The organism is Streptomyces pallidus (ex Mingjun et al. 2026) (assembly GCF_051550185.1).
Lineage (GTDB): Bacteria > Actinomycetota > Actinomycetes > Streptomycetales > Streptomycetaceae > Streptomyces.
The window spans coordinates 5,322,632-5,345,340 of the sequence record NZ_CP196181.1; the positions used below are offsets into that span (position 1 = coordinate 5,322,632).

At 73.7% G+C, this 22,709-nt stretch carries 20 protein-coding genes; 11 read left to right on the forward strand and 9 right to left on the reverse strand.

What is annotated here, in order from left to right; genetic code table 11:
- Together ACSHWO_RS23580 and ACSHWO_RS23585 are read right to left on the reverse strand one after the other, a co-directional pair.
- Positions 1–1,290: a prenyltransferase/squalene oxidase repeat-containing protein gene (locus tag ACSHWO_RS23580; protein ID WP_438314606.1), complete on the reverse strand. Its 1,290-nt coding sequence runs from the start codon at positions 1,288–1,290 to the stop codon at positions 1–3.
- 414 nt (positions 1,291–1,704) lie between these two features.
- Entirely contained in the window at positions 1,705–2,712 is a 1,008-nt protein-coding gene (locus ACSHWO_RS23585; RefSeq protein WP_438314609.1) for an MBL fold metallo-hydrolase, read from the reverse strand.
- A gap of 324 nt (positions 2,713–3,036) precedes the next feature.
- Here ACSHWO_RS23585 and ACSHWO_RS23590 point away from each other — a divergent pair, with 324 nt between their 5' ends.
- Both ACSHWO_RS23590 and ACSHWO_RS23595 read left to right on the forward strand, forming a co-directional pair.
- Positions 3,037–4,500: an aldehyde dehydrogenase gene (locus ACSHWO_RS23590; protein WP_438314612.1), complete on the forward strand. Its 1,464-nt coding sequence runs from the start codon at positions 3,037–3,039 to the stop codon at positions 4,498–4,500.
- Between the two features lie 127 nt (positions 4,501–4,627).
- Complete coding sequence (locus ACSHWO_RS23595; RefSeq protein WP_385849942.1) at positions 4,628–4,807, forward strand: ferredoxin; 180 nt, start codon at positions 4,628–4,630, stop codon at positions 4,805–4,807.
- 413 nt (positions 4,808–5,220) lie between these two features.
- Here ACSHWO_RS23595 and ACSHWO_RS23600 read toward each other — a convergent pair whose 3' ends face one another.
- Positions 5,221–5,835: a TetR family transcriptional regulator gene (locus tag ACSHWO_RS23600; RefSeq protein ID WP_361083531.1), complete on the reverse strand. Its 615-nt coding sequence runs from the start codon at positions 5,833–5,835 to the stop codon at positions 5,221–5,223.
- Between the two features lie 183 nt (positions 5,836–6,018).
- Between ACSHWO_RS23600 and ACSHWO_RS23605 the strand changes: the two genes are divergently transcribed.
- The 4 genes from ACSHWO_RS23605 to ACSHWO_RS23620 all read left to right on the forward strand — a co-directional run bounded on the left by ACSHWO_RS23605 (position 6,019) and on the right by ACSHWO_RS23620 (position 10,000).
- A complete protein-coding gene (locus tag ACSHWO_RS23605; protein WP_361083528.1) occupies positions 6,019–7,323 on the forward strand; it encodes a glycosyltransferase family 4 protein in 1,305 nt (434 codons plus the stop codon).
- 56 nt (positions 7,324–7,379) lie between these two features.
- On the forward strand, positions 7,380–8,114 hold the full coding sequence (locus ACSHWO_RS23610) for a class I SAM-dependent methyltransferase (protein WP_361083525.1): 735 nt from the start codon (positions 7,380–7,382) through the stop codon (positions 8,112–8,114).
- Positions 8,111–9,199 (forward strand): prenyltransferase, encoded by a 1,089-nt coding sequence (locus ACSHWO_RS23615; RefSeq protein ID WP_361083522.1) that lies wholly within the window; start codon positions 8,111–8,113, stop codon positions 9,197–9,199. The genes ACSHWO_RS23610 and ACSHWO_RS23615 overlap by 4 nt, the downstream gene beginning before the upstream one ends.
- Positions 9,200–9,508: 309 nt before the next feature.
- On the forward strand, positions 9,509–10,000 hold the full coding sequence (locus ACSHWO_RS23620; RefSeq protein ID WP_385849479.1) for a hypothetical protein: 492 nt from the start codon (positions 9,509–9,511) through the stop codon (positions 9,998–10,000).
- 47 nt (positions 10,001–10,047) lie between these two features.
- Here ACSHWO_RS23620 and ACSHWO_RS23625 read toward each other — a convergent pair whose 3' ends face one another.
- The 5 genes from ACSHWO_RS23625 to ACSHWO_RS23645 form a co-directional block, all read right to left on the reverse strand.
- Positions 10,048–11,058 (reverse strand): LLM class F420-dependent oxidoreductase, encoded by a 1,011-nt coding sequence (locus tag ACSHWO_RS23625; protein ID WP_385849476.1) that lies wholly within the window; start codon positions 11,056–11,058, stop codon positions 10,048–10,050.
- A 116-nt stretch (positions 11,059–11,174) separates the two neighbouring features.
- A complete protein-coding gene (locus tag ACSHWO_RS23630; protein WP_361083516.1) occupies positions 11,175–11,975 on the reverse strand; it encodes a DUF5336 domain-containing protein in 801 nt (266 codons plus the stop codon).
- Between the two features lie 136 nt (positions 11,976–12,111).
- Positions 12,112–13,077 (reverse strand): N-acetylmuramoyl-L-alanine amidase, encoded by a 966-nt coding sequence (locus ACSHWO_RS23635; protein ID WP_385849474.1) that lies wholly within the window; start codon positions 13,075–13,077, stop codon positions 12,112–12,114.
- 148 nt (positions 13,078–13,225) lie between these two features.
- Entirely contained in the window at positions 13,226–13,873 is a 648-nt protein-coding gene (locus tag ACSHWO_RS23640) for a class I SAM-dependent methyltransferase (protein ID WP_361083510.1), read from the reverse strand.
- Positions 13,874–14,165: 292 nt separating this feature from the next.
- Positions 14,166–15,236: a polyprenyl synthetase family protein gene (locus ACSHWO_RS23645; RefSeq protein WP_438319255.1), complete on the reverse strand. Its 1,071-nt coding sequence runs from the start codon at positions 15,234–15,236 to the stop codon at positions 14,166–14,168.
- A 257-nt stretch (positions 15,237–15,493) separates the two neighbouring features.
- Here ACSHWO_RS23645 and ACSHWO_RS23650 point away from each other — a divergent pair, with 257 nt between their 5' ends.
- The gene (locus ACSHWO_RS23650) at positions 15,494–17,689 is read left to right on the forward strand and encodes an acyl-CoA dehydrogenase family protein (protein WP_438314619.1); all 2,196 of its coding nucleotides are present in this window, start codon (positions 15,494–15,496) and stop codon (positions 17,687–17,689) included.
- A gap of 53 nt (positions 17,690–17,742) precedes the next feature.
- Positions 17,743–18,936: a lipid-transfer protein gene (locus ACSHWO_RS23655; protein WP_361083505.1), complete on the forward strand. Its 1,194-nt coding sequence runs from the start codon at positions 17,743–17,745 to the stop codon at positions 18,934–18,936.
- A gap of 111 nt (positions 18,937–19,047) precedes the next feature.
- Here the strand turns inward: ACSHWO_RS23655 and ACSHWO_RS23660 are convergent, their stop codons facing one another.
- Positions 19,048–19,410 carry a DNA-binding response regulator gene (locus ACSHWO_RS23660; protein ID WP_361084838.1) on the reverse strand — a complete coding sequence of 121 codons (363 nt, stop codon included), beginning with the start codon at positions 19,408–19,410 and terminating at the stop codon, positions 19,048–19,050.
- A gap of 278 nt (positions 19,411–19,688) precedes the next feature.
- Here ACSHWO_RS23660 and ACSHWO_RS23665 point away from each other — a divergent pair, with 278 nt between their 5' ends.
- From ACSHWO_RS23665 to ACSHWO_RS23675, 3 genes are all read left to right on the forward strand, one after another.
- Positions 19,689–20,543 (forward strand): MaoC/PaaZ C-terminal domain-containing protein, encoded by an 855-nt coding sequence (locus tag ACSHWO_RS23665; RefSeq protein ID WP_438314622.1) that lies wholly within the window; start codon positions 19,689–19,691, stop codon positions 20,541–20,543.
- 99 nt (positions 20,544–20,642) lie between these two features.
- Positions 20,643–21,722, forward strand: coding sequence for a Zn-dependent alcohol dehydrogenase (locus tag ACSHWO_RS23670; RefSeq protein ID WP_385849471.1), 1,080 nt, complete (start codon positions 20,643–20,645; stop codon positions 21,720–21,722).
- A 14-nt stretch (positions 21,723–21,736) separates the two neighbouring features.
- Positions 21,737–22,678 (forward strand): 3-oxoacyl-ACP reductase, encoded by a 942-nt coding sequence (locus ACSHWO_RS23675; protein WP_438314625.1) that lies wholly within the window; start codon positions 21,737–21,739, stop codon positions 22,676–22,678.
- Positions 22,679–22,709: the final 31 nt, after the last annotated feature.

Consider the following 22,709-nt stretch of genomic DNA (forward strand, 5'->3'; position numbering starts at 1 on the left):
TCAGAGCTGGTTCTTCTTGCGGCGGCCGCTCAGCAGGATGCCGATGCCCGCGCCGGCCGCGGCGCCCGCGCCGATCATCCACCAGATGTTCTGGTCGTCGGAGTCGGCCTTCTTGTCGTCGTTGTCGCTGTTGCTCTCAGTGCCGTTCGGCTCCGCAGTGCCCGCGGCCTGCGGGGCCGGGCCCGTGGCGTTCAGGGCCGCGACCAGGTCCGTGCCGCCGAACGCCTTCGGGTCGGTACCCGTCGCGTGCGCGGCCAGGACCAGCGTGCCGAGGGCCGCCGGGCTGCCCTTGGCCCACTCCGCGGAGTTGCCCTTCAGCCACTCCAACGCGCCCGCCGCCGACTGCTTGTGCCCGGCCGCGGCCAGGGCGATCACCGCGTCGACGGTGTTGCCGGTGTCCGGAGTCGGCTGGTCCGAGCCGGGGGTGACGGCCATGAGGTGGTCGCCGCCCTTCTTCAGGGCTTCGGCCAGGTAGCCGGCCCCCGCCTGGCCTGCGGCCTCCGGCTCGGCCGCCGCGGGACAGTTCGACGGGCCCGCGGGGGTGTCCTTCGCCGCCGGGGCGACGACCGCTCCCTTGCCCAGGGCGGCCAGGGTCGCGGCGGCCGTCGCGTCGGCGTTGGGCAGCAGCTTCCCGTCGGCGGGCTGGTACGCGAAGGCGCCCCCGTCGGAGGGCGGCTGGGCGGAGCAGCCCAGCTGGAACACGAGCAGGCCCTCGTACGCGGACTTGCCGGCCTTCGACTTCACCGCGGCCGGCTCCTCGCCCGCCACGCCCAGGGCGCTGACGACCACGGCGGTGGAGTTGGCGTCGCTGGGGGAGCCGGGGACGAAGGCCCAGCCGCCGTCCTCGTTCTGGACGGACTTCAGCCAGTCCACGCTCTTCTTCACGGCCGCGTCCTGGCCGCCCAGCGCCTTCAGGGCCTGGACGGCCATCGCGGTGGCGTTCGTGTCGTACATCGCCGTGGCGTCGCAGGCCGCGGCGGCGTCCGCGCGGAAGGAGGCGAAGCCGCCGTTCGCGCACTGCTGCCCGGCCAGCCAGGCGACGGCCTCCTTGGCGGGCTTGACGCCGACCGTGTGCTGGGCGAGCAGCGCGACGGACTGCCGCCAGACGCCGTCGTACGTGGGGTCGTTCTTGCCGTACAGGCCCGAGGGGATCACCGGGGGCGTCGAGGCCGACGGGGCGGGCGCGGCAGGCGAGCCGGGTGCGGCGGGTGCGGCGAGGGCTGCGGGGGCGGCACCCGCGCAGAGCACGGCGGAGGCGGCGAGCGCTGCGGCGCTGCGGCGGATGTTCATGCGGGCGGGTGCCTCTCGTGCTGGGGAGCGGGAGGCAGGCGCGCGCTGGGCACCGGGCTCCGGCTCCGTTGACCTCGACGGTGCCGGCCGCCGGGGACTCCGGCGACACGAGCCGCGCACCTTCGTGTACGGGGCGGTCCGGCTGCCGCCCGGCGGGCCGGGGCGGGTCACGGTTGCGGGTCAGCGCCGGAATCGCACCGGCTTTCCCCCGTACGGAAGGGTGGACGACGGGCTTACTGTACCGGCCGGTATTGAGGGTGCTGGTGGCGTAGGGGGCGGGTGGCCTTGACGGGAGGGGGCGGGGCCCTCACTGGGAGCGGGGAGAGGGTGGGGCCCTCGCCGGGATGGGGTGGGACCCGTGGTGTGGGGTGTGCGGTCGGGTGGGGGTGTGCGGTCGGGTGCGTCCCGTCTCCTTCAGAGGGCGCGGTACGTGGTCGGGGTGCTGCCCGGCACCGGCTCGGCGCGGCCCTGTTTCACCAGGCGGCGCAGGTGCGCCTCCGCCTCCGAGACGGCGATGTTGCGGGAGTCGTACGGGATCTGCTCCCAGGGACGGTTCCACTCCATCCGTTCCGCCAGCCCCCACGGGGTCAGCGGCTCGGCGAGCAGTTCCCACAGTCCGGCCAGCCGCTCCTCGTGGTGGTGCAACAGCTCGCGGACCCGGGCGGGGGCGTCGGTGAAGGCGTGCTGGTGGGCGGGGAGCACCTCGGCGGGGTTCAGGCGGGCGATGCGTTCGAGGGAGTCCAGGTAGTCGCTGAGGGGGTCGGTGGTGCGGGTGTCCCCCGGGTGCTCGTAGAGGCCGATGTGCGGGGAGATCCCGGGCAGCAGGTGGTCCCCGGAGAAGAGGCGGCCGCTGCCGGGGAGGTTCGCCGGGTGGGCTTCCTCCAGGTGCAGGCAGACGTGGCCGGGGGTGTGCCCGGGGGTCCAGACGGCGCGGAGTCTGCGCCCGGCCAGCGGTAGCAGCTCGCCGTGGACGATCTCCCGGTCGGGGACGGCGGCCCGTAGGCCCGGGAGGGTGCGCATGCGGCCGCTCGCGCGGGCCGCCCGCAGCGGGGCGAGGTGCTCGTCGGGGGCCCCGGCGGCGGCGAGCTTGGTGGTCATGTAGTCCAGCCAGACCGAGGGCTCGGCGGAGCGGGTCCGCAGGACGACCTCGGTGTCGGCGGCGTGCAGGGCGATCCAGGCGCCGGAGACGTCCCGGACCTTGCCGGAGAGGCCGTGGTGGTCGGGGTGGTGGTGGGTGATGACCACGCCGTGGACGTCGGAGACCGCGGTGCCCAGGGCTTCCAGGCCGGCGGTGAGGGTGTCCCACGAGTGAGGGTCGTCCCAGCCGGTGTCGATGAGGACGGGGCCGCGGTCGGTGTCGAGGACGTGGACGAGGGTGTGGCCGAGGGGGTTGTCCGGGATGGGCACCTTGATGGCTGCCACGCCACCGCCGTGGTGGATCACGTCGGCCTTGGGGGGTGCGGGGTGGGGTTCCGTGTGGGGTGCGGGTTCGGTCCTGGGGGGCGCGGGTTCGGTCGTGGGGGTCGGCCCGGCTTTCGTCTCGGTTTTCGCCCCTGGCCTTTTCGCTGCTTCCTGCCGCATGCCGCCTCCCCGATGAGAACGTGTTGCATTGGTAGCCCAAGTCGACCATTCGGGGGGCTTTCTGGCTAGCCGTTGGATCTCTTCCGCGGTTCCGTCCTGCTCGTGGACTCCTGGAACTAGAACTGGTATCAGTTCGGGAACGCCAAGCCGGAGGAGGCACCAGCCATGACCGAGCGCGTGGAACACGGGCAGCTGTTCATCGGCGGGGAGTGGACGGACCCGTTGGGCACCGGGACGATCGAGGTCGTCTCCCCCCACACCGAGCAGGTCATCGGCAGCGTTCCGCACGCGTCCCGGGGCGATGTGGACCGGGCCGTGGCCGCCGCCCGCCGGGCCTTCGACGAGGGGCCGTGGCCCCGGATGCCCCTGGAAGAGCGGATCGCCGTGGTCACCCGGATCAAGGACGCGATCGCCGTCCGGCACGAGGAGATCGCCCGGTCGATCAGCTCCCAGAACGGTTCCCCGTACTCATGGAGCATCCTCGCCCAGGCGCTCGGCCCGATGATGGTCTACGACGCCGCGATCCAGGTCGCGCGCGCGTACCCGTACGAGGAGCACCGCCAGGGCGTGCTCGGGCCGATCCTGGTGCGCCGGGAGCCGGTGGGCGTGGTCGCGGCCGTCATCCCGTGGAACGTGCCGCAGTTCGTGGCCGCGGCGAAGCTCGCGCCCGCGCTGCTGACCGGGTGCACGGTGATCCTCAAGCCGTCTCCCGAGGCGCCGCTGGACTCGTACATCCTCGCCGACATCGCCCGGGAGGCCGGGCTGCCCGAGGGGGTGCTGTCGGTGCTGCCGGCCGACCGGGAGGTGAGCGAGTACCTGGTCGGTCACGCCGGTGTCGACAAGGTCGCGTTCACCGGGTCGGTGGCGGCCGGGAAGCGGGTCATGGAGGTCGCGGCCCGCAACCTGACCCGGGTCACCCTGGAACTGGGCGGGAAGTCCGCCGCTGTCGTGCTGCCGGACGCCGACCTGGGGACCGCCGTCGCCGGGATCGTCCCCGCGGCCTGGATGAACAACGGCCAGGCGTGCGTCGCCCAGACCCGGGTCCTCGCCCCGCGCAGCCGCTACGGGGAGGTGGCCGAGGCGCTCGCCGCCGCGGCCGGGGCGCTGGTGGTCGGCGACCCCCTCGACCCGGCGACCCAGCTCGGCCCGCTCGTGGCGCGGCGGCAGCAGCAGCGGTCGCTGGACTACATCCGGATCGGGCAGGAGGAGGGCGCCAAGGTGCTCGTGGGCGGCGGGCGGCCGGCCGGGCTGGAGCGGGGGTGGTACGTCGAGCCCACCCTGTTCGGGGACGTTGACAACGGGATGCGGATCGCCCGGGAGGAGATCTTCGGGCCCGTGGTGTGCCTGATCCCGTACGCGGACGAGCGGGAGGCGCTCGGCATCGCGAACGACTCGGCGTTCGGGCTGAGCGGGAGCGTCTGGACGGCGGACGTCGAGCACGGCATCGACTTCGCCCGGCAGGTGCGGACGGGCACCTTCAACGTCAACACGTTCAGCCTGGACATGCTGGGGCCGTTCGGCGGCTACAAGGACAGCGGGATCGGGCGGGAGTTCGGGCCCGAGGGGCTGAGCGAGTACCTGGAGCACAAGATGATCCACCTGCCGGGTGGGTACGAGGCCGGGGCTTGAAGGGCGGGGGAGGACGGGGAAGACGGGGAAGAGGGCAAGGGCGGGAGGACGGGGAGTGGGGGCCGGCGCGGTGAGCGGTGACAGGTGGCGGGTGGAAGTGGACCGGGGGATCTGCATCGGGTCCGGGATGTGCGTGAACCACGCCCCGGAGGGCTTCGCCCTGGACTCGGCGCGCCAGTCACGCCCCCGAGAGGCGGAGGTCGACGCGAACGAACCGATCCTGGCGGCGGCCGAAGGGTGTCCCGTCGAGGCCATCATGATCACGCTGGCCGGGAGCGGGGAGGCCGTGTTCCCGCCCGAGGAGTGAGGAGAGGACGGGGAGGGGTTTCCGGGGCTTCCCGGTGGCCCATCGTCCTTCCGGCGCGGGCCGGTCCCTCAAGGGCGCTCCTTGGTCGCGTCGCTGCGCGATGGCCTTCGGCCCCCCTTGACCGACCGGCCCACCCCGGAATGCCAAAGAGCTACCGGGAAGCCCCGGAGGAACGGCCAGGGGGTGGGGTCCGGGCGGCGGGGACGCGTGGCGATGTGCGGCCTCGGCTCCGCCCGCTTTGGGGTGTGGGGGCCGGAGCGTCCTGTGGCGCCGGGTTTCCCTTGGTCCTCTTGCCGGGTTGCTGTGGGTCTTGCCGTGCGGGTCTTGCTGTGTGGGCCTTGCTGTGCGGGTGCGGGTGCGGGTGCGGGTGCGGGTGCGGGTGCGGGTGCGGGTGCGGGTGGTCGGGGGTGGGATCAGGACTTTTCCGGTGCCGTCAGGTCGATGAGGCGGCAGACCGTTTCGATGTCGATTTTGACCTGGGCGATCGAGGCGCGGCCCGACAGCCAGGTGATCAGGGCCGAGTGCCAGGTGTGCTCGATGACGCGGACCGCCGACAGTTGCTCCGCGGTGGGCGGGGCGTCCAGGCCCATCGCGTCCAGGATGATGGCGGTCGTCAGGCGGGACACCGTGTCCACCTCGGGGCTGACGCTGCGGTCAGCGAAGGTCAGGGCGCGGACCATGGCGTCGGCGAGGTGGGGTTCGCGCTGGAGGGCGCGGAAGGCGCGCATCAGGGTTTCCGCGACGCGGGCGGCGGGGTCGTCGGCGGCCGGGGGGCGTTTGCGGAGTGTCGTGTGCATGTGCTGGAGCTGATCCTGCATGGTGGCGACCAGCAGGTGCACCTTCGAGGGGAAGTAGCGGTACAGGGTGCCCAGGGCGACGCCGGCCGCCTCGGCGACCTCGCGCATCTGGACGGCGTCGAAGCCGCCGCGGCTGGCCAGCTGGGCGCTGGCGTGCAGGATGCGGCGGCGGCGGGCCTCCTGGCGCTCCGTCAGGGGAGGGGATGCCGACGTGTTCGGTTGCGCTGTCATGTGCCCCGTTCCATGCGCTCCTGGCAGGCGACGCGGCCGTGGCGTGAATCACCTGCTCCGCCTCTTACGTGGTGGTTTCCGGCCGGTAGATTCAGTGTCTTGGACGGATCAAGTCTGAAACTTGTTCTACATTATCCGAGCGGTTACGCTCCGGCGAAAGTTGCAGGGAGAAGGGGGCCGAGAGTGACCGCAGAGGCCATGGTGACGAGCCCTTTCGCAGGGTCCGTGACGGACGGCGAGCGGCCGTTGCGCATCGCGCTCCTGACCTATAAGGGGAACCCGTTCTGCGGGGGACAGGGCGTCTACGTCCGGCACCTCTCCCGTGAGCTCGTCGCGCTCGGACACTCCGTCGAGGTGATCGGGGCGCAGCCCTATCCCGTGCTCGAAGGCGGGGCCACGCTGACCGAGCTGCCCAGCCTCGACCTGTACCGCCAGCCCGATCCGTTCCGCACGCCCAAGCGCGAGGAGATCCGGGACTGGGTCGACCTGGTGGAGGTCGGCACCATGTGGACCGGCGGGTTTCCCGAGCCGCTGACCTTCTCGCTGCGTGCCCGGAAGCACCTGGCGGCCCGGGCGGGTGAGTTCGACGTCGTGCACGACAACCAGACCCTCGGGTACGGGCTGTTGGGTGAGTTGGGCGCGCCGCTGGTCACCACGATCCACCACCCGATCACCGTGGACCGCAAGCTCGAACTGGACGCGGCCAAGGACCGGCTGAGGCGGCTGTCCGTGCGGCGGTGGTACGCCTTCACGCGGATGCAGGGGCGCGTCGCGCGGCGGCTGCCGTCCGTGCTGACGGTTTCCGGGTCGTCGAAGCAGGAGATCGAGGAGCACCTGGGGGTGCGCGGCGAGCGGATCCACGTCGTGCACATCGGGGCGGACACCGAGCTGTGGTCGCCCGACGCGTCCGTGGCCGAGGTGCCCGGGCGGATCGTGACGACGTCGAGTGCCGATGTTCCGCTGAAGGGGCTCGTGTACCTCGTCGAGGCGCTGGCGAAGCTGCGTACCGAGCAGCCCGGCGCCCACCTCGTGGTCGTGGGCAGGCGGGCCGAGGAAGGGCCCGTCGCGCGGGCCATCCAGGCGTACGGGCTGCAGGACGCCGTGACGTTCGTCAAGGGCGTCACGGACCAGGAGCTGGTCGACCTCGTGCGCAGTGCGCAGGTCGCGTGCGTGCCCTCGCTGTACGAGGGGTTCTCGCTGCCGGCGGCCGAGGCCATGGCCACGGGTACGCCGCTGGTCGCCACCACGGGTGGTGCCATTCCGGAGGTGGCCGGGCCCGACGGCGAGACCTGTCTCGCAGTGCCGCCCGGCGACGCGGGTGCGCTGGCCGCGGCGCTCGGCCGGCTGCTGGGCGATGCGCAGCTGCGGGCCCGCCTGGGTGCTGCCGGACGGGAGCGGGTGCTGTCCCGGTTCACCTGGGCCAAGGCCGCCGAGGGCACCGTCGCGCACTACCGGGCCGCCATCGAGCAGGCGCGCCGGGTCCGCTGACTCTTGTTTTCCATCGTTCCCACCGTTCATCCCCGCGACTGCGAAGGCAGGACCCCGTGCTGACCGTCGATTTCTCCCGGTTCCCGCTCGCCGCAGGCGACCGCGTACTCGATCTGGGCTGCGGCGCAGGCCGCCACGCCTTCGAGTGCTACCGGCGCGGCGCCCAGGTCGTCGCGGTCGACCGCAACGGCGAGGAGATCCGCGAGGTCGCCAAGTGGTTCGCCGCCATGAAGGAGGCCGGCGAGGCCCCGGCCGGCGCGACCGCCACGGCCATGGAGGGCGACGCGCTCGCCCTCCCGTTCCCGGACGACTCCTTCGACGTGGTGATCATCTCCGAGGTCATGGAGCACATCCCCGATGACAAGGGCGTGCTCGCGGAGATGGTGCGCGTGCTCAAGCCGGGCGGGCGGATCGCCGTCACCGTGCCGCGGTACGGGCCGGAGAAGGTGTGCTGGGCGCTGAGCGACGCCTACCACGAGGTCGAGGGCGGGCACATCCGCATCTACAAGGCCGACGAGCTGATCGGGAAGATACGGGCCGCGGGGCTGAAGCCGTACGGCTCGCACCACGCCCACGCGCTGCACTCCCCGTACTGGTGGCTCAAGTGCGCGTTCGGCGTGGACAACGACAAGGCGCTGCCCGTGCGCGCCTACCACAAGCTCCTGGTCTGGGACATCATGAAGAAGCCCCTGGCGACGCGGCTGGCGGAGCAGGCACTCAACCCGATCATGGGCAAGAGCCTCGTGGTGTACGCGACCAAGCCCCACCTCCCCGTCGGCGCGACCCAGTGAGCTCCACCGGGCGCACCGAACGCCTGGCCCTCGACGGTGTGCTGACGGTCGAGGAGGCCAGGGCGACGGTCGCCGGCATCCTCGCCGCCCAGCGGTCCGACGGCGCCATCCCCTGGTTCCGCGGCCACCACCTGGACCCGTGGGACCACACCGAGGCCGCGATGGCGCTGGACGCGGCGGGCGAGCACGAGGCCGCCGAGCGGGCGTACCTGTGGCTGGCCCGGCACCAGAACGCCGACGGGTCCTGGCACGCGGCCTACGCCGACCGGCCGGACGGGGTGGACACCGCCGAGCCGCAGGACGGCGGGCGGGAGAGCAACTTCGTCGCCTACGTGGCCGTCGGGGTGTGGCACCACTACCTGGCCACCGGCGACGACCGGTTCCTGGAGCGGATGTGGCCGGTCGTCCACGCGGCCGTGGAGTTCGTCCTGGGCCTGCAGCAGCCGGGCGGCGAGATCGGGTGGAAGCGCGAGGCGGACGGCACGCCCGTCACCGACGCGCTGCTGACCGGTTCGTCCTCCATCCACCAGGCGCTGCGCTGCGCCCTGGCGATCGCCGAGCACCGGGAGGACCCGCAGCCGGACTGGGAGCTGGCGGCGGGCGCGCTCGGGCATGCGATACGCCGGCACCCGGAGCGGTTCCTGGACAAGGACCGGTACTCGATGGACTGGTACTACCCGGTCCTGGGCGGGGCGGTCACGGGTGCGCAGGCGCAGGAGCGGATCGACGGGCGCTGGGACGAGTTCGTCGTCCCGGGGCTGGGCGTGCGGTGCGTCCTGCCGAACCCGTGGGTGACCGGCGGGGAGTCCTGCGAACTCGCGCTCACGCTGTGGGCGATGGGGGAGTCGGACCGGGCGCTGGAGATCCTGCGGTCCATCACGCACCTGCGTGCGGACAACGGCATGTACTGGACCGGATACGTCTTCGACGACCGTGCGGTGTGGCCCGTCGAGCAGACCACCTGGACGGCCGGGTCGCTGCTGCTGGCCGTGGCCGCGCTCGGCGGTGACGAGGCCACGACGGCGGTGTTCGGCGGACAGGAGCTGCCGGCCGGGCTGGAACCGGACTGCTGTAACGGCGGATGATGCGGGCGGGGCGGCGGCCGCGCCAGTCGGGTGGCCCGGACGGGTGGCCCGAGTGGCGGGGCCGGTGCCCCCGGGTGACGCTCCAGGGGACTCCTCATCCCCCTGGAGGAAACCGTGTCCATACGCAGAACCGTGCGAGTCCGCCGCGCCGTCACGGCGCTGACGCTGTCCACCGCACTGCTGACCGGGGTCACCGGCTGCGGCAGCGGTAGCGGGGCGGGGGCGGCCCGGGATGCGAACGTGTCCCTGTCGGCAGCGGCGCCCGCGGAGCAGATCGATGCCGTGGAACTGCAGGCCGCTCTGGCGCAGATGCGGGCGGAGGCCGCCTCTCTGGGGGTCGTCGACGCCGTCCCCGCGGTCGCGGCCGAGCCGACGCCGACGACGTCGGCGGAGCGGCAGAAGTTCGCCAAGACGCGGTTCGTCGTCAACGCCGGGCTCGCGGCCGGGGCGACGTACCAGTGGATCATCAAGCCGTACCGGGCGGGCAAGTTCAAGAAGGGCGCGAAGGGCAGGACGTTCGCGCTGATCAAGGCGGGTCTCGCGGGCGGCTTCGCCTACAACCGGCTGAAGGCGGCGGTGAACAACGCCAAGGGCGACCCGCTGCTGTCCAAGGCGGTGGCCCCGATGACGGCGGGCATCGAGTCGCTGAAGGGCCTGGCCGCCAAGCTGCGTTCGGGGCAGGCCGGTTCCGCCGACATCAGCTCGTTCGAGAGCGTCATCGGCGGGGTGAAGGACGCCGGCCAGAGCGCGGGCGCCACGGTGACCGACAAGGTGCCGAGCCTGTCCCAGCTGGGTGGGTAGACCGGGCGGGGCCGGCCGGCCCGAGCCGCCGGCCCCGTGCCCGCCCGTCAGGAGTTGAGGTCGGCCAGGACGCGCAGGGTGTGCGGGTCCGGGGCCGTGACGAGGAGGTCGGTGACCGGGCCCTTGCGCCACAGCTCCAGGCGTTCGGCGATCCGCTCGCGGGGACCGACCAGGCTGATCTCGTCGGCGAACGCGTCCGGGACGGCGAGGACGGCCTCCTCGCGGCGCCCGGCGAGGAACAGCTCCTGGATGCGGCGGGCCTCGTCGGCGTAGCCCATGCGCGCCATGAGGTCGGCGTGGAAGTTGCGGGCCGCGTGCCCCATGCCGCCGATGTAGAAGCCGAGCATCGCCTTGACCGGCAGGAGCCCCTCGGCGACGTCCTCGCAGACCTTCGCCCGGGCCATGGGGGCGATCACGAAGCCCTCGGGGAGGTCGGTGAGGGAGGCCCGGTACGCGTCGGTGCGGGTGGGCGACCAGTAGAGGGGGAGCCAGCCGTCGGCGATCCGGGTGGTCTGGGCGATGTTCCTCGGGCCCTCCGCGCCGAGCAGGACGGGCAGGTCGGAGCGGAGGGGGTGGGTGATGGGCCGCAGCGCCCGGCCGAGGCCGGTGCCGTCGGGGCCCTGGTACGGGTGGGGGTGGAAGCGGCCGTCCAGGGTGACGGGGGCTTCGCGGCGCAGCACCTGGCGGACGACGTCGACGTACTCGCGGGTGGCGGTGAGCGGGCTCGCGGGGAAGGGGCGCCCGTACCAGCCCTCGACGACCTGGGGGCCGGACAGGCCGAGGCCCAGCATCATGCGGCCGCCGGAGAGGTGGTCGAGGGTGAGCGCGTGCATGGCGGTCGCGGTCGGGCTGCGGGCGGCCATCTGGGCGATGGCGGTGCCGAGGCGGATCCGGGAGGTGTGGGCGGCGATCCAGGTGAGCGGGGTGAAGGCGTCCGACCCCCAGGCCTCGGCGGTCCACACCGAGGTGTAGCCGAGCCGCTCGGCCTCGGTGGCGAGGGCGAGGTGGGCCGGGTCGGGGCCGCGGCCCCAGTAGCCGAGTGCGAGTCCCAGGCGCACGGCGCCTTCCTTCCGCCGAAATCTACTGACGATATGTCAGATGACGGGGTGACTGTAGGGCAACGGCCCCCCGCCCGGAAGGGGCGGGGGGCCGTCGTCGTCCGGCGGGGGCGGGGTCAGCCGCGCTGGATGCCGGAGGTGTCGTTCAGGACGCCGCGACGGCCGTCCTGGGTCTGCGCGATCAGCGTGGCCGGGCCGCGCTGGTCCACCGCCAGGTACCAGGTGCCGGGGGCGAGTTCGGCGATCGGGGTGGGGGAGCCGTCCTCGGCGAAGAGGGGGCGGGCCACCGGCACCGCGAACCAGAACGGGGCGAAGTCGGCCGCCGGGGCGGGCGCCGCCGCCTCCTGCGGTGCCGGTGCCGGGGTGCCGCCGTACGGCGGCACCGGCTGCGGGGTGGTGCCGTAGCCGGGCTGCTGCTGGGCGCCCGGGTAGCCGTACCCGCCGGGCTGCGGCTGGCCGCCGCCGAACGGGGTCGGCGCGGCCGGCCGGGACTCCGGCACCAGCGGTCCGGCGAGCGCCGGGACCTTCGCGCCGGCGACGGCGACGCCGGCCAGCACCAGGGTGGCGAGGAAGGCGATGATGCAGCCAGCGCCCAGGTCGGCACCGCTCGGGCTGGTGATCAGCGACCACAGGGAGGACCAGGCGGCCGAGACCGCGAGCACCGTCCCCCACGCGGACAGCGGCAGGCCCGCCAGCTTGCGGGACTCCGGCAGGAACCGGCCGCCGACGATCAGGCCGGCTGCGATGAAGCCCAGCAGGAAGACGGACGGCAGCGCCAGGCGGTAGACGTCGGTGTCCCACACGCTCGGCAGGTCCAGGCCGGTCGCGGAGTAGAAATCGAGGAACGAGGCGATGAACAGCAGCACCGCTGCTCCGATCACCACGCCGTCGCCTCGAGTGAGGGAGCGGATGTTCACGTCTTAGGTGTCCTTCTCGGTCTCGGTCGTCTCGTGGTGCCGCGTCGCGCATCCAGGAGCGGGGGGCGGGCTGGACCATGGTACGGAGGTTTCCCGCAACCGAGAGGATCGGGGCGGGCGGGCGTCCTTCGGTGGACTACCCGCCCAGGAAGCCGACGATGCCGTCCGCGATGCCCTGGGCGGCCTTCTGCCGCCACTCCGGACTGGTCAGCAGCGCCGCGTCCTTGCTGTCGCGCATGTTGCCGCACTCGACGAACACCTTGGGCCGCGTCGAGAGGTTGAGGCCGCCGAGGTCGTCGCGGACGACCAACCCCGTGCCGCCGCCGAGGTAGTTGGCGGGGGCGGAGCCGGTGGTGCGGGCGAAGTTCCCGGCGATCCGCTCGCCGAGGGTCCGGGACGGGCCGACGATCGCCGCGGTGTCCGCCGCGCCGCGCTTGACCTTGGCCGGGAGGATGACGTGGTAGCCGCGGCTGCCCTCGGAGACGCCGTCCGCGTGGACGGAGACCACGGCGTCGGCCTTCGCCTCGTTGCCGATGCGGGCGCGTTCGTCGATGCAGGGGCCCCAGGGGCGTTCGCCGTCGTGCGTGAACACCACCTTCAGGCCCCTGGCTTCGAGGACCGTGCGCAGCCGGCGCGACACGTCGAGGGTGAACTCCGCTTCCATGTAGCCGGAGTGGGTGGTGGTGCCGGTGGCGTCGCACTCCTTGGTGGTGGTGCCGATGTCCACCTTCTTGTTGATCTCGGCGGAGTGCTTGAAGTTGCCGGTGTTGTGTCCGGGGTCGATCACGACGGTCTTGCCGCTGAGGGCGTTGTCGGCGGAGGTCCCGGGCGTCGTTGCGGGTGAGGCGGAGGGGGCGGGCGACGCGGGCGGGGTGAGCGAGGCGTTCGTGGCGCCGGCCGCCGGCATCACGATCCGCGGCGGCCGGGCGTCGTCGGCCCCGGCCCCGGTGGCCACCTGGACCAGGACCCACCCGGCCAGGGCGGTCGGGGCGAGGACGGCCGCCGCGACGGCCAGGGAGGAGCGGCGCGCGAACCGTCGCCGGTCCGGGCTGACCGCGGAGGCGGACTCGGGGGGCGGGGGGCTGTCGTCGTCGTAGCGCACGTCGCGAGCCTAGACCGGGGGCCCGCCGCGGGACGGGCACTGGGCCATCCGAGGGCGCGGTGCGATAGTCCTCACATAGGACCGGACCGGCGGTCCGTCCAGGCCCCGCCCCCGGGCCCGCGGCGGGGCCCCGGGTCCCGCACGGGGGCTACAGGCCCGGGCCGGTGCGGCGCAGGACGCGCAGGGAGTCGGTCACCGAGACCTCCTCGAAGGCACCGGAGGCCATCGCGCGCAGGTAGATCCGGTACGGGGCCTGGCCGCCGTCGGCCGGGTCCGGGAACACGTCGTGGATGACGAGCGTGCCGCCTTCGGCGAGGTGCGGGACCCAGCCCTCGTAGTCGCCGGTGGCGTGCTCGTCGGTGTGGCCGCCGTCGATGAAGACGAAGCCGAGCTTGCCGCCCCAGGCCGCGGCGACCTGCGGGGAACGGCCCACGATCGCGATGACGTGCTCTTCCAGGCCGGCCCGGTGCAGGGTGCGGCGGAAGGTGGGCAGGGTGTCCATCAGGCCGACCTCCGGGTCCACGACGGACGGGTCGTGGTACTCCCAGCCGGGCTGCTGCTCCTCGCTGCCGCGGTGGTGGTCGACCGTGATCGCGCTCACGCCGGCCTCGCGGGCGGCGTCGGCCAGCAGGATCGTGGAGCGCCCGCAGTACGTCCCCACCTCCAGCAGCGGCAGACCCAGGGTCGCCGCCGCGGCTGCGGCCCCGTACAGGGCGAGTCCCTCGGTCGCGGGCATGAACCCCTTGGCGGCCTCGAAGGCGGCGAGGGTCTCCGGCTTGGGGGTGGCGGGGGCCATGGGTTCCTCCTGAACTGCGCGTGAGCGGCCCATGCTGCCCTACCGCCCGGTAGGACGCCACGGCCGGGTCGGCTGGTGCGACCGGGGCGGCCGGTGCGTGCGGCTGGTGCTGGGACCGGAAAGGTTCACCGCCTCGCGGCGCTCCCCCGGCTACCGCTGGGAGGTGCCCCCGGGCACGGCGCCTCGCCGCGTTGCCGGACCGCGCCACGAGCTCCCGTACGAGCCGCGGCCCTCCGCCTTGCGATGCACCGCACCGGACGCCGCGGGGCGGCAGACCCTTCCGGCCACAGCACTAGACCGGCTGTACCGAGGCCGCGCGGGCCGGGACGGCCTCCGGATCCGGTTCGCGGTCCGGGGCCGGCTGGAGCAGCATGGCGGCCGCGTGGTCCACGAGATGCCGTAGGACCGGCAGGTACCGGCCGTCCCCGCCCAGTACGCCGAGGATGCGATGGGCGTCGGCCCGGAAGGCCTCGAGGTCCACCCGGTAGCGGTGGAGCAGGGCCGGGGAGAGCAGCGTCCGGGTGAGTTCCGTGCGGGCCGGAGCGGAATTCCGGGCGGCGGCGCACAGGGCGAGGATGCGCTCCCGGGCGGCGGCTCCGGGGGAATCCTCCAGGGCGCAGGTCAGCAAGTAGGTGGCCGTCCCGTTGAGGAGGTCCTCATTGCGGCCGGAGAGGATGTCCTCCTGGTCGTTGAATATTTGCCAGAGTATGCCGAAGACGTAGCCGAACTCGCGCCAGAGCGCCACTCTCCTGCTGTCGGAGCCGGCCAATATCGCGGCCATGGCCGTGATCATCGAGAAAGGTCCCCCGGATTTCCCGCGGTAGCCGGTGATGACCGAGCGGGGGGTGGCGCTGGCGGGGTCGGTGCCCATGTCGGCCAGCTGGCCCTCGGCGCCCACGGCCCACCCGGTTGCGATCTCGGCCGTGAGCAGGCCGTGCACGGCCGCCGGCACCGGCAGCGACCGGACGATCCGAAGCGGCAGGACGGAGCCGCTGAGGAAGGAGGCCAACACGGCCTCGTTCCGGTCGAGGGCCGGGGGTGGGGCGGGGTGCGGGGAGCCCTGGGGGCGGGCGTCGGCGTCGGCCAGGTCGTCGAGATAGCAGGCGGAGGTCCACCACAGCACGTGCAGGGCGGCCAGCGGGACGGCGGGAGCGGGATTCCCCGTTTCGATTCCGTGCACCAGCATCGGGAGCACGGAGAGCGGATGCCGCAGTTTTTGATGGCGCAGGAGTTTGGTGACCGCGCTCTTGGCGGCGCTCTTCGCCGTACCCGTGTCGGGCGTGGGGACGAGTCCCGCGATGGCGGCCTCTATTTCCGCCTCGATGTCCAGTGATACCTGGCGGTGCAGATCCGCGTACGTCATGGAATTCACGGGTGATTTCCGTCCTGGAGTTGAATTATAGGGGGTGCCGGGAACGCCCCAGATTCGATCATTCGGGGCGGAGGTCAGCTAGAGCGTTTTTCGGACATGGCCGGTTCCTGACGGTCGCCGCGCGATCCCGCCATCTGACCTTCCGTCAGAATGAAACGTGTTCTACTCTGCCCGCGATCAGGGACCGCCGGGCGCCCGCGCCCGGGCCGGCGCCGACCGCGGGACGTGGAGAGGCGGCAGGGATCCGCATGGGCATCGCCATCACGCAGGAACAGCGGGACCTCGCAGAAGCCGTACGCGGCTGGGCGGCCCGGACCGTGCCGCCCGAGGAGGTCCGCAAACTCCTCGACAGCCCGCCCCGGACCGGGGCCCGGCCCGCCTGGTGGGACGCGCTCGCAGCCTCCGGGCTGCTCGCACCCCACCTCGACGGCGGCACCCTCCTCGACCTGGCCGTCGCGGTCGAGGAGGCCGGCCGGGCCGCACTGCCCGGGCCGTACCTGCCCGGCGCCCTGGCCTCCGCCCTGCTCCAGCGGGCCGGAGCGGCCGGACTCGCGGGCGCGCTCGCCGACGGCACCCGGATCGGGGCCGTCGCCCTCGGGCCCGGCACCCTGACCGCCGCCCCCGCGCCCGGCGGCGGGTACCTGATCGACGGGCTCGCGCCGCCCGTGCTCGGCGCCGGGGAGGCCGACCTGGTGCTGCTCGCCGCGGCGGCCGCCGACGCCGGCGCGCCCGCTGCCGCCGTCGGTGACGGAGGTCCCGGCGGCATCTCCTGGTACGCCGTGGACGCCGCCGCGCTGGAGATCCGCGCGCACGCCGCCGCCGACCCGACCCGGCCCACCGCCGAGGTCCGGGCGCGCGCCGTCGCCGTACCGCCCGACCGCCGCCTCGACCTGGACGGGGACCTGGTCCGGGACCTGGCCTGCACCCTGTTCGCCGCCGACGCCTGCGGCACCGCCGCCTGGGCCCTGCACACCGCCACCGCGTACGCCAAGGTCCGGGTGCAGTTCGGCCGGCCCATCGGACGGTTCCAGGCGGTCAAGCACCTGTGCGCCGACATGCTGGTCCGCCTGGAGCAGGCCCGGGCCCTGGCCTGGGACGCGGCCCGGGCCGCGGACGGGCCCGCCGGGCCGCGCTCCCTCACGGCCGCGCTCGCCGCCGGGACCGCGCTGGACGCCGCGTACTCGTGCGCCAAGGACTGCATCCAGGTGCTCGGCGGCATCGGCTTCACCTGGGAGCACGACGCGCACGTCCACCTGCGGCGGGCCCTCGTCGCCCGGCAGCTCCTCGGCTCCGGCGACGAGCACCGGCTGCGGGCCGTGCGCCTGGCGTCCGCGGGGGTCCGGCGCCAGCTCAGGCTGGAGCTGCCGGAGCAGGCCGAGGACTACCGGCCCGCCGCCCGACGCGCCGCCGAGGCCGCGCGCGGCCAGGACCCGGCCACGGCCCGCCGGACCCTGGCGCCCACCGGCTACGCGGCCCCGCACCTGCCGCCCCCGTACGGCCTCGGCGCCGGACCGGTCGAGCAGCTCGTCGTCCAGCAGGAGCTGGCCCGGGCCGGGGTGCGGCTCGCCGACCTCGGGATCGCCACCTGGGTGGTGCCCTCGCTGCTCGCCTACGGGACCCCCGAGCAGCAGGAGCGCTACCTCCTGCCGACGCTGCGCGGGGACACCGCCTGGTGCCAGCTCTTCTCCGAACCGGGCGCGGGCTCGGACCTGGCCGGGCTGCGGACCAGGGCCGAGCGGTCGGAGGAGGACGGCTCCTGGCGGGTCAACGGACAGAAGGTGTGGACGAGTTCCGCGCACACCGCCGACTTCGGGATCCTGCTGGCCCGCACGGACCCGGACGCGCCCAAGCACCGGGGGCTCGGCTACTTCGTCGTCGACATGCGCCGCACCCCCGGCATCGACGTGCGCCCGCTGCGGGAGATCACCGGCCAGTCCCTCTTCAACGAGGTCTGGTTCGACGGTGCCGTCCTGCCCGCGGACGCCCTGGTCGGGGCCGCCGGCGACGGCTGGAAGGTCGCCCGCAACACCCTCGGCAACGAACGCGTCCACATGGCCGACCAACTGGCCTTCGGCTCCGGCGTCGAGGCCCTCCTCGACCGGGCCGCCGGACTCGGCGAGGCCCACCGCGCCCGCATCGGGGCCCTCGCGGCCGAGGCCCACGCCCTCGCCTGCATGGGACTGCGCACCACGCTCCAGCAGGTGTCCGGGCTGGAACCGGGCGCGGGCGCGTCCGTGCGCAAGCTCGTGCAGACCCCGCACCAGCAGCGGACCGCGGAGCTCGCCCTCGAACTGCTGGGCCCGGCGGGCGCGGTACGGGAGGGCGCGGGGGAGCGGGCGGTGCACGAGCTGCTGATGTCCCGCTGCCTGACCATCGCCGGCGGCACCACCCAGGTCCAGCTCAACGTCGTCGCCGAGCGGATCCTCGGCCTGCCCAGGGACTGAACGACACGGACGGACGCGGACGGATCCGAACGGAATCGAAGGAGCTGAGGGGCATGAAGTCGTACGTCGTGGGCGTCGGCATGACGCGGTTCGAGAAGCCGGAGTCCCGGGACTGGCAGTACTGGGACATGGCGAAGGAGGCGGGCGAGGCGGCGCTCGCGGACGCGGGCATCGGCTACGAACAGGTCGAGCAGGTGCCGGTGGGCTACTGCTTCCAGGGCTCGACGGCCGGCCAGCGGGCCGTGTACGGGCTCGGGCTGACCGGCGTCCCGGTCTACAACGTGAACAACAACTGCGCGACGGGCGCCACCGCGCTGATGATGGCCCGGCAGTTCGTGGCCGGCGGCCTCGCGGACTGCGTGCTCGCGCTCGGCTTCGAGAAGATGAAGAAGGGCGCCCTCGGAGGCGGCGCCGACGGCGGCGACTTCGCCACCTCGCCGGTCGCCCGCCACTACGGGATCATGGCCGCCCGGCACGGCTTCGCCATGTCGCCGCCCACCGCGCAGATCTTCGGCAACGCCGCCCGCGAGCACATGGAGCGGTACGGGACGACGCCCGCGCAGCTCGCGGCGGTCGGGGCGAAGAACCACCGGCACTCCGTGAACAACCCGAACGCCCAGTTCCAGGACGCGTACACGGTCGAGGAGGTCCTCGCCGCGAAGCCGATCCACCCGCCGCTGACCCGGCTGCAGTGCTCGCCGACCTCGGACGGGGCCGCGGCGGCGGTGGTCGTCTCGGAGCGGTTCCTCGTCCGGCACGGGCTGCACGCCCGGGCGGTGGAGATCGCCGGCCAGGCGATGGCGACGGACACCCCCGAGTCCTTCGGCTCCGGCTCCTGCATCGACGTCGTCGGCAAGCCGATGAGCGCGGCCGCGGCCCGGCAGGCGTACGCGGCCTCCGGCCTCGGCATCGAGGACGTCGACGTGATCGAGCTGCACGACTGCTTCTCCGTCAACGAGCTCCTGACGTACGAGGCGCTCGGCATGTGCGCGGACGGCGACTCCGGGCGGCTCGTCGAGTCAGGGGCGACGACGTACGGCGGCCGGTGGGTGGTCAACCCGTCCGGCGGTCTGATCTCCAAGGGGCACCCGCTGGGCGCCACGGGTCTCGCGCAGACGGCGGAACTGGTGTGGCAGCTGCGCGGCGAGGCCGGCGCGCGGCAGGTCGGCGGGGCGCGGGTGGGCCTGGCCCACAACATCGGCCTGGGCGGGGCGGCGGTGGTGACGCTCCTGCGCCGCGACGCCTGAGCGCTGCGCGGGGTGTGCGGTGCACGGCCTGCGGGCCGTCCGTGGCCGGTCGCGCAGTTCCCCGCGCCCCTGGCGGGGCGCGGCGCCCCCGCCGGACTTCCCCGTGCCCGCTCAGGATCCGGTGCGCAGGGCCGGGTCCACCACGGTCTCGCCCTGCGCCGCCCGGCGGATCGCCTCCGCAAGGTCGTCCGGCGGGCCGTCGCGCAGGACCAGGCCCGAGGCGCCGGAGGCGAGGACCGCGTCCAGCAGTCCGGGGTGGGCGGAACCGGTGGTGACCAGGACGCGGCATTCCGGGTCGTCCGCCATCACCTCGGCCACCGCCGGGACGTCGTCCACCACGGCCACCGCCGGGCGTTCCAGCGGGGAGGACACCACCTCGATGTCCGGTTGGAGCCCCAGGAGGGTCGCCAGGGCCGGGTCGGGCGGCCAGAGCAGGACCCGCAGGGAGCGGGACGGGCGGTGCGACCGGGGCATTTCGTCCACCCGGTCAGGCTAGGCGACGGAGGGCCGGACATCGGGCAGGACGCTTCACCCAAAGGGATCTGACGTGATGTCAGGAGCCTTCACAAGTGCTGGGGCGTGCGTTATACATTCCCTCACCGGTTTCTGGAACGCGTTCTAGAACGCGCGGCCGGGGCAGCGGCCCCGACGCCTCCCGGAGCGTTCCGGACCGGCCCGCACACGACCTCGGTGCGGCCGACGGTGCGGACGACCGCACCGAGGTCTTCCACGGACAAGGGAGCAGCACCCTCATGCCGATCGATGCCGCCAGGGCCCTGGCCGCCGAACCCCGCCTCGGGGACATCGCCTGGGACCACAAGGACGTCCAGCTCTACCACCTCGGCCTCGGGGCCGGGATCCCGGCCACCGACCCCGACGAGCTGCGCTACACCCTGGAGTCCCGGCTGCACGTCCTCCCCAGCTTCGCGACCGTCGCCGGCGCCGGCATGGCCATGCTGGGCGGCCTCGCCGCACCCGGGATCGACGTGAACCTCGCCTCCGTCCTGCACGGCGGCCACTCCATCGAGCTGCACCGGCCCATCCCGGTCGAGGGGCGCGCCCGGTCCAGCAGCAAGGTCGCCGCCGTCTGGGACAAGGGCAAGGCCGCGGTCATCGTGCTGCGCTCCGAGGTCGCCGACGCCGACGGCCCGCTGTGGACCAGCGACGCACAGATCTTCGTCCGCGGCGAGGGCGGCTTCGGCGGCGACCGCGGGCCCTCCGCCCGCTCCCAGACCCCCGAACGGGAGCCGGACCGCGTCGAGGAGCGGACCGTCCGCGAGGAGCAGGCGCTGCTGTACCGGCTCTCGGGCGACTGGAACCCCCTCCACGCCGATCCCGAGTTCGCCAAGCTGGCCGGCTTCGACCGGCCCATCCTGCACGGCCTGTGCTCGTACGGGATGACCCTCAAGGCGGTCGTCGACACCGTGCTCGGCGGGGACGTGTCCCGGGTCCGCGCCTACCGCACCCGCTTCGCCGGGATCGTCTTCCCCGGGGAGACCCTGCGGATCCGGATGTGGCAGGAGCCGGGCCGGGTCCGGGTCGAGGTGGGCGCCGCGGACCGGGACGACGCGCCGGTCCTCGCCGACACGGTCGTCGAACACGCCTGACCGCCGGGAACGCCCGACCCCGACCCGCGACCCGCGAAGCCGTAGCCCCGTAGCCCCGTAGCCCCAAGCCCGCGAAGCCCGAAGCCGAGGAGCCGCACCGTGCGCGCAGCGCTGCAGAGCGAGATAGGCCAGGACAAGCTGGAAGTCGTCGACGACATGGAGGTCGCGGGCTTCGGCCCCGGGAAGGTACGGATCCGCATCAGGGCCACCGGCCTGTGCCACTCCGATCTCTCCGCGATGAGCGGCGTCCTGCCGCAGCCCGCCCCCTTCATACCCGGCCACGAGGGCTCCGGTGAGATCGTCGACGTCGGCGACGGCGTCACCACCCACGCCGTCGGCGACCGGGTCCTGGTCTGCTGGCTGCCGCCGTGCGGGCACTGCCCGGCCTGCCGCCGCGGCCAGGGCCACCTGTGCCTGGAGGCCTTCGGGAACGTCGCGACCCCGAACTTCCGCCGTGCGGGCGGCGGGGACGTCTTCGGCTTCGCCGGTACCGGCACCTTCGCCGAGGAGATGGTCGTCCCGGCCGCCTGCGCCGTGAAGATCCCCGACGACCTGCCGTACGACATCGCCGCCCTGATCGGCTGCGGGGTCACCACCGGGCTCGGCGCGGCCATCAACACCGCCGAGGTGGAGGCCGGCTCCTCGGTCGCGGTCATCGGCTGCGGCGGCGTCGGCATCTCCGTCGTCCAGGGCGCCAAGGTGCAGGGGGCGGCGCAGATCGTAGCCGTCGACCCGGTGGAGTCGCGGCGCGAGGCGGCGCTGCGCTTCGGGGCGACGGAGGCGGTCGCGCCCGAGGCCTTCGCCGACGCCCGGAACCGGATCACGGCCGGCGAGGGCTTCGACCACGTCTTCGAGGTCGTCGGCAAGTCGGCCACCGTGCGGACCGCGTACGAGATGACCCGGCGCGGCGGCTCGGTCGTCGTGGTGGGCGCAGGCGCCCTCGACGACGACTACTCGATCAACATGTTCTCGCTGTTCTTCGACGAGAAGAAGATCCTGCCGTCCATGTACGGGGGCGGGGACGTGCTGCGGTCGTACGAGCGGACCATCGCCCTGTGGCGGGCCGGGCGGGTGGACCTGGCGGGCCTGATCACGCACCGGGTGCAGCTCGGCGAGATCAACGACGCCCTGGACCAGATGCGCACCGGGGTCGCCCTGCGCACCTGCATCGACATCTGAGAGGAACCCCGCACATGACGCTCCCACTGGAGGGACTGTCCGCCATCGTCACCGGCGCCGGCCGCGGGCTCGGCCGGGCCGAGGCGGTCGAGCTGGCCCGGCTCGGCGCGAGCGTGGTCGTCAACGACTTCGGGCAGCCCGGCCGCGACGGCTCCGGCGAAGCCTCCGCCGGGCCGGCGCAGGAGGTGGCCGAGGAGATCCGGGCCGCGGGCGGGCAGGCGGTCGCGCACACCGGCGACGTCGCCGACTTCGGGCAGGCGCGCGTACTCGTCGAGCTCGCGGTGAGCAGCTTCGGCAAGCTCGACGTCCTCGTCAACAACGCGGGCATCCTGCGCGACCGGATGGTGTTCTCGATGTCCGAGGAGGAATGGGACTCGGTGATCCGGGTCCACCTCAAGGGCCACTTCAACACCACCCACTTCGCGGCCGTGCACTGGCGCGAACGGTCGAAGGCGGCGGGCGGCCCGGTCCACGGCCGGATCGTCAACACCTCCTCCGAGGCCTTCCTCGGCGGCTCGGCCGGGCAGCCGAACTACGCGGCGGCCAAGGGCGGCATCGTCGGCCTGACCACCTCGACCGCCCTGGCCCTGGCGAAGTACGGGGTGACGGCCAACGCCATCTGCCCCCGGGCCCGGACCCGCATGACGCAGGACGTCTTCGCCGGCTTCCGGGAACCGCAGGACGGCGGGCTCGACCCGCTCGCCCCCGAGCACGTCTCCCCGCTCGTCGGCTACCTGGCCTCGCCGGCCGCCGCCGGGGTCAACGGGCAGCTGTTCGTCGTCCACGGCGGGATGGTGGCCGTCATGGAGCGCCCCAAGGTGGCGGCGAAGTTCGACACCGCCAAGGAGGCCTTCTCCTACGAGGAGCTGGACGCCCTCCTCACCCCGCACTACGCGGCGCGCCCGGCGAACGAGACCTTCGCCGCGCCCGAGGTACTGGGCCTGGCACGCGGCTAGCGCGGGCGCAGCCGCCGCCGGCCACCCGCCC

Excerpts from the sequence above, each read along its gene's own strand:
- ACSHWO_RS23655 (WP_361083505.1), top strand. The coding sequence starts at position 17,743 with ATGAAGTCGTACGTCGTGGGCGTCGGCATGACGCGGTTCGAGAAGCCG.
- ACSHWO_RS23650 (WP_438314619.1), top strand. The coding sequence starts at position 15,494 with ATGGGCATCGCCATCACGCAGGAACAGCGGGACCTCGCAGAAGCCGTA.
- ACSHWO_RS23600 (WP_361083531.1), bottom strand. The coding sequence starts at position 5,835 with ATGACAGCGCAACCGAACACGTCGGCATCCCCTCCCCTGACGGAGCGC.
- ACSHWO_RS23640 (WP_361083510.1), bottom strand. The coding sequence starts at position 13,873 with ATGGCCCCCGCCACCCCCAAGCCGGAGACCCTCGCCGCCTTCGAGGCC.
- ACSHWO_RS23675 (WP_438314625.1), top strand. The coding sequence starts at position 21,737 with ATGACGCTCCCACTGGAGGGACTGTCCGCCATCGTCACCGGCGCCGGC.
- ACSHWO_RS23645 (WP_438319255.1), bottom strand. The coding sequence starts at position 15,236 with ATGACGTACGCGGATCTGCACCGCCAGGTATCACTGGACATCGAGGCG.
- ACSHWO_RS23665 (WP_438314622.1), top strand. The coding sequence starts at position 19,689 with ATGCCGATCGATGCCGCCAGGGCCCTGGCCGCCGAACCCCGCCTCGGG.
- ACSHWO_RS23590 (WP_438314612.1), top strand. The coding sequence starts at position 3,037 with ATGACCGAGCGCGTGGAACACGGGCAGCTGTTCATCGGCGGGGAGTGG.
- ACSHWO_RS23580 (WP_438314606.1), bottom strand. The coding sequence starts at position 1,290 with ATGAACATCCGCCGCAGCGCCGCAGCGCTCGCCGCCTCCGCCGTGCTC.
- ACSHWO_RS23620 (WP_385849479.1), top strand. The coding sequence starts at position 9,509 with ATGCGGGCGGAGGCCGCCTCTCTGGGGGTCGTCGACGCCGTCCCCGCG.
- ACSHWO_RS23660 (WP_361084838.1), bottom strand. The coding sequence starts at position 19,410 with ATGCCCCGGTCGCACCGCCCGTCCCGCTCCCTGCGGGTCCTGCTCTGG.
- ACSHWO_RS23595 (WP_385849942.1), top strand. The coding sequence starts at position 4,628 with ATGTGCGTGAACCACGCCCCGGAGGGCTTCGCCCTGGACTCGGCGCGC.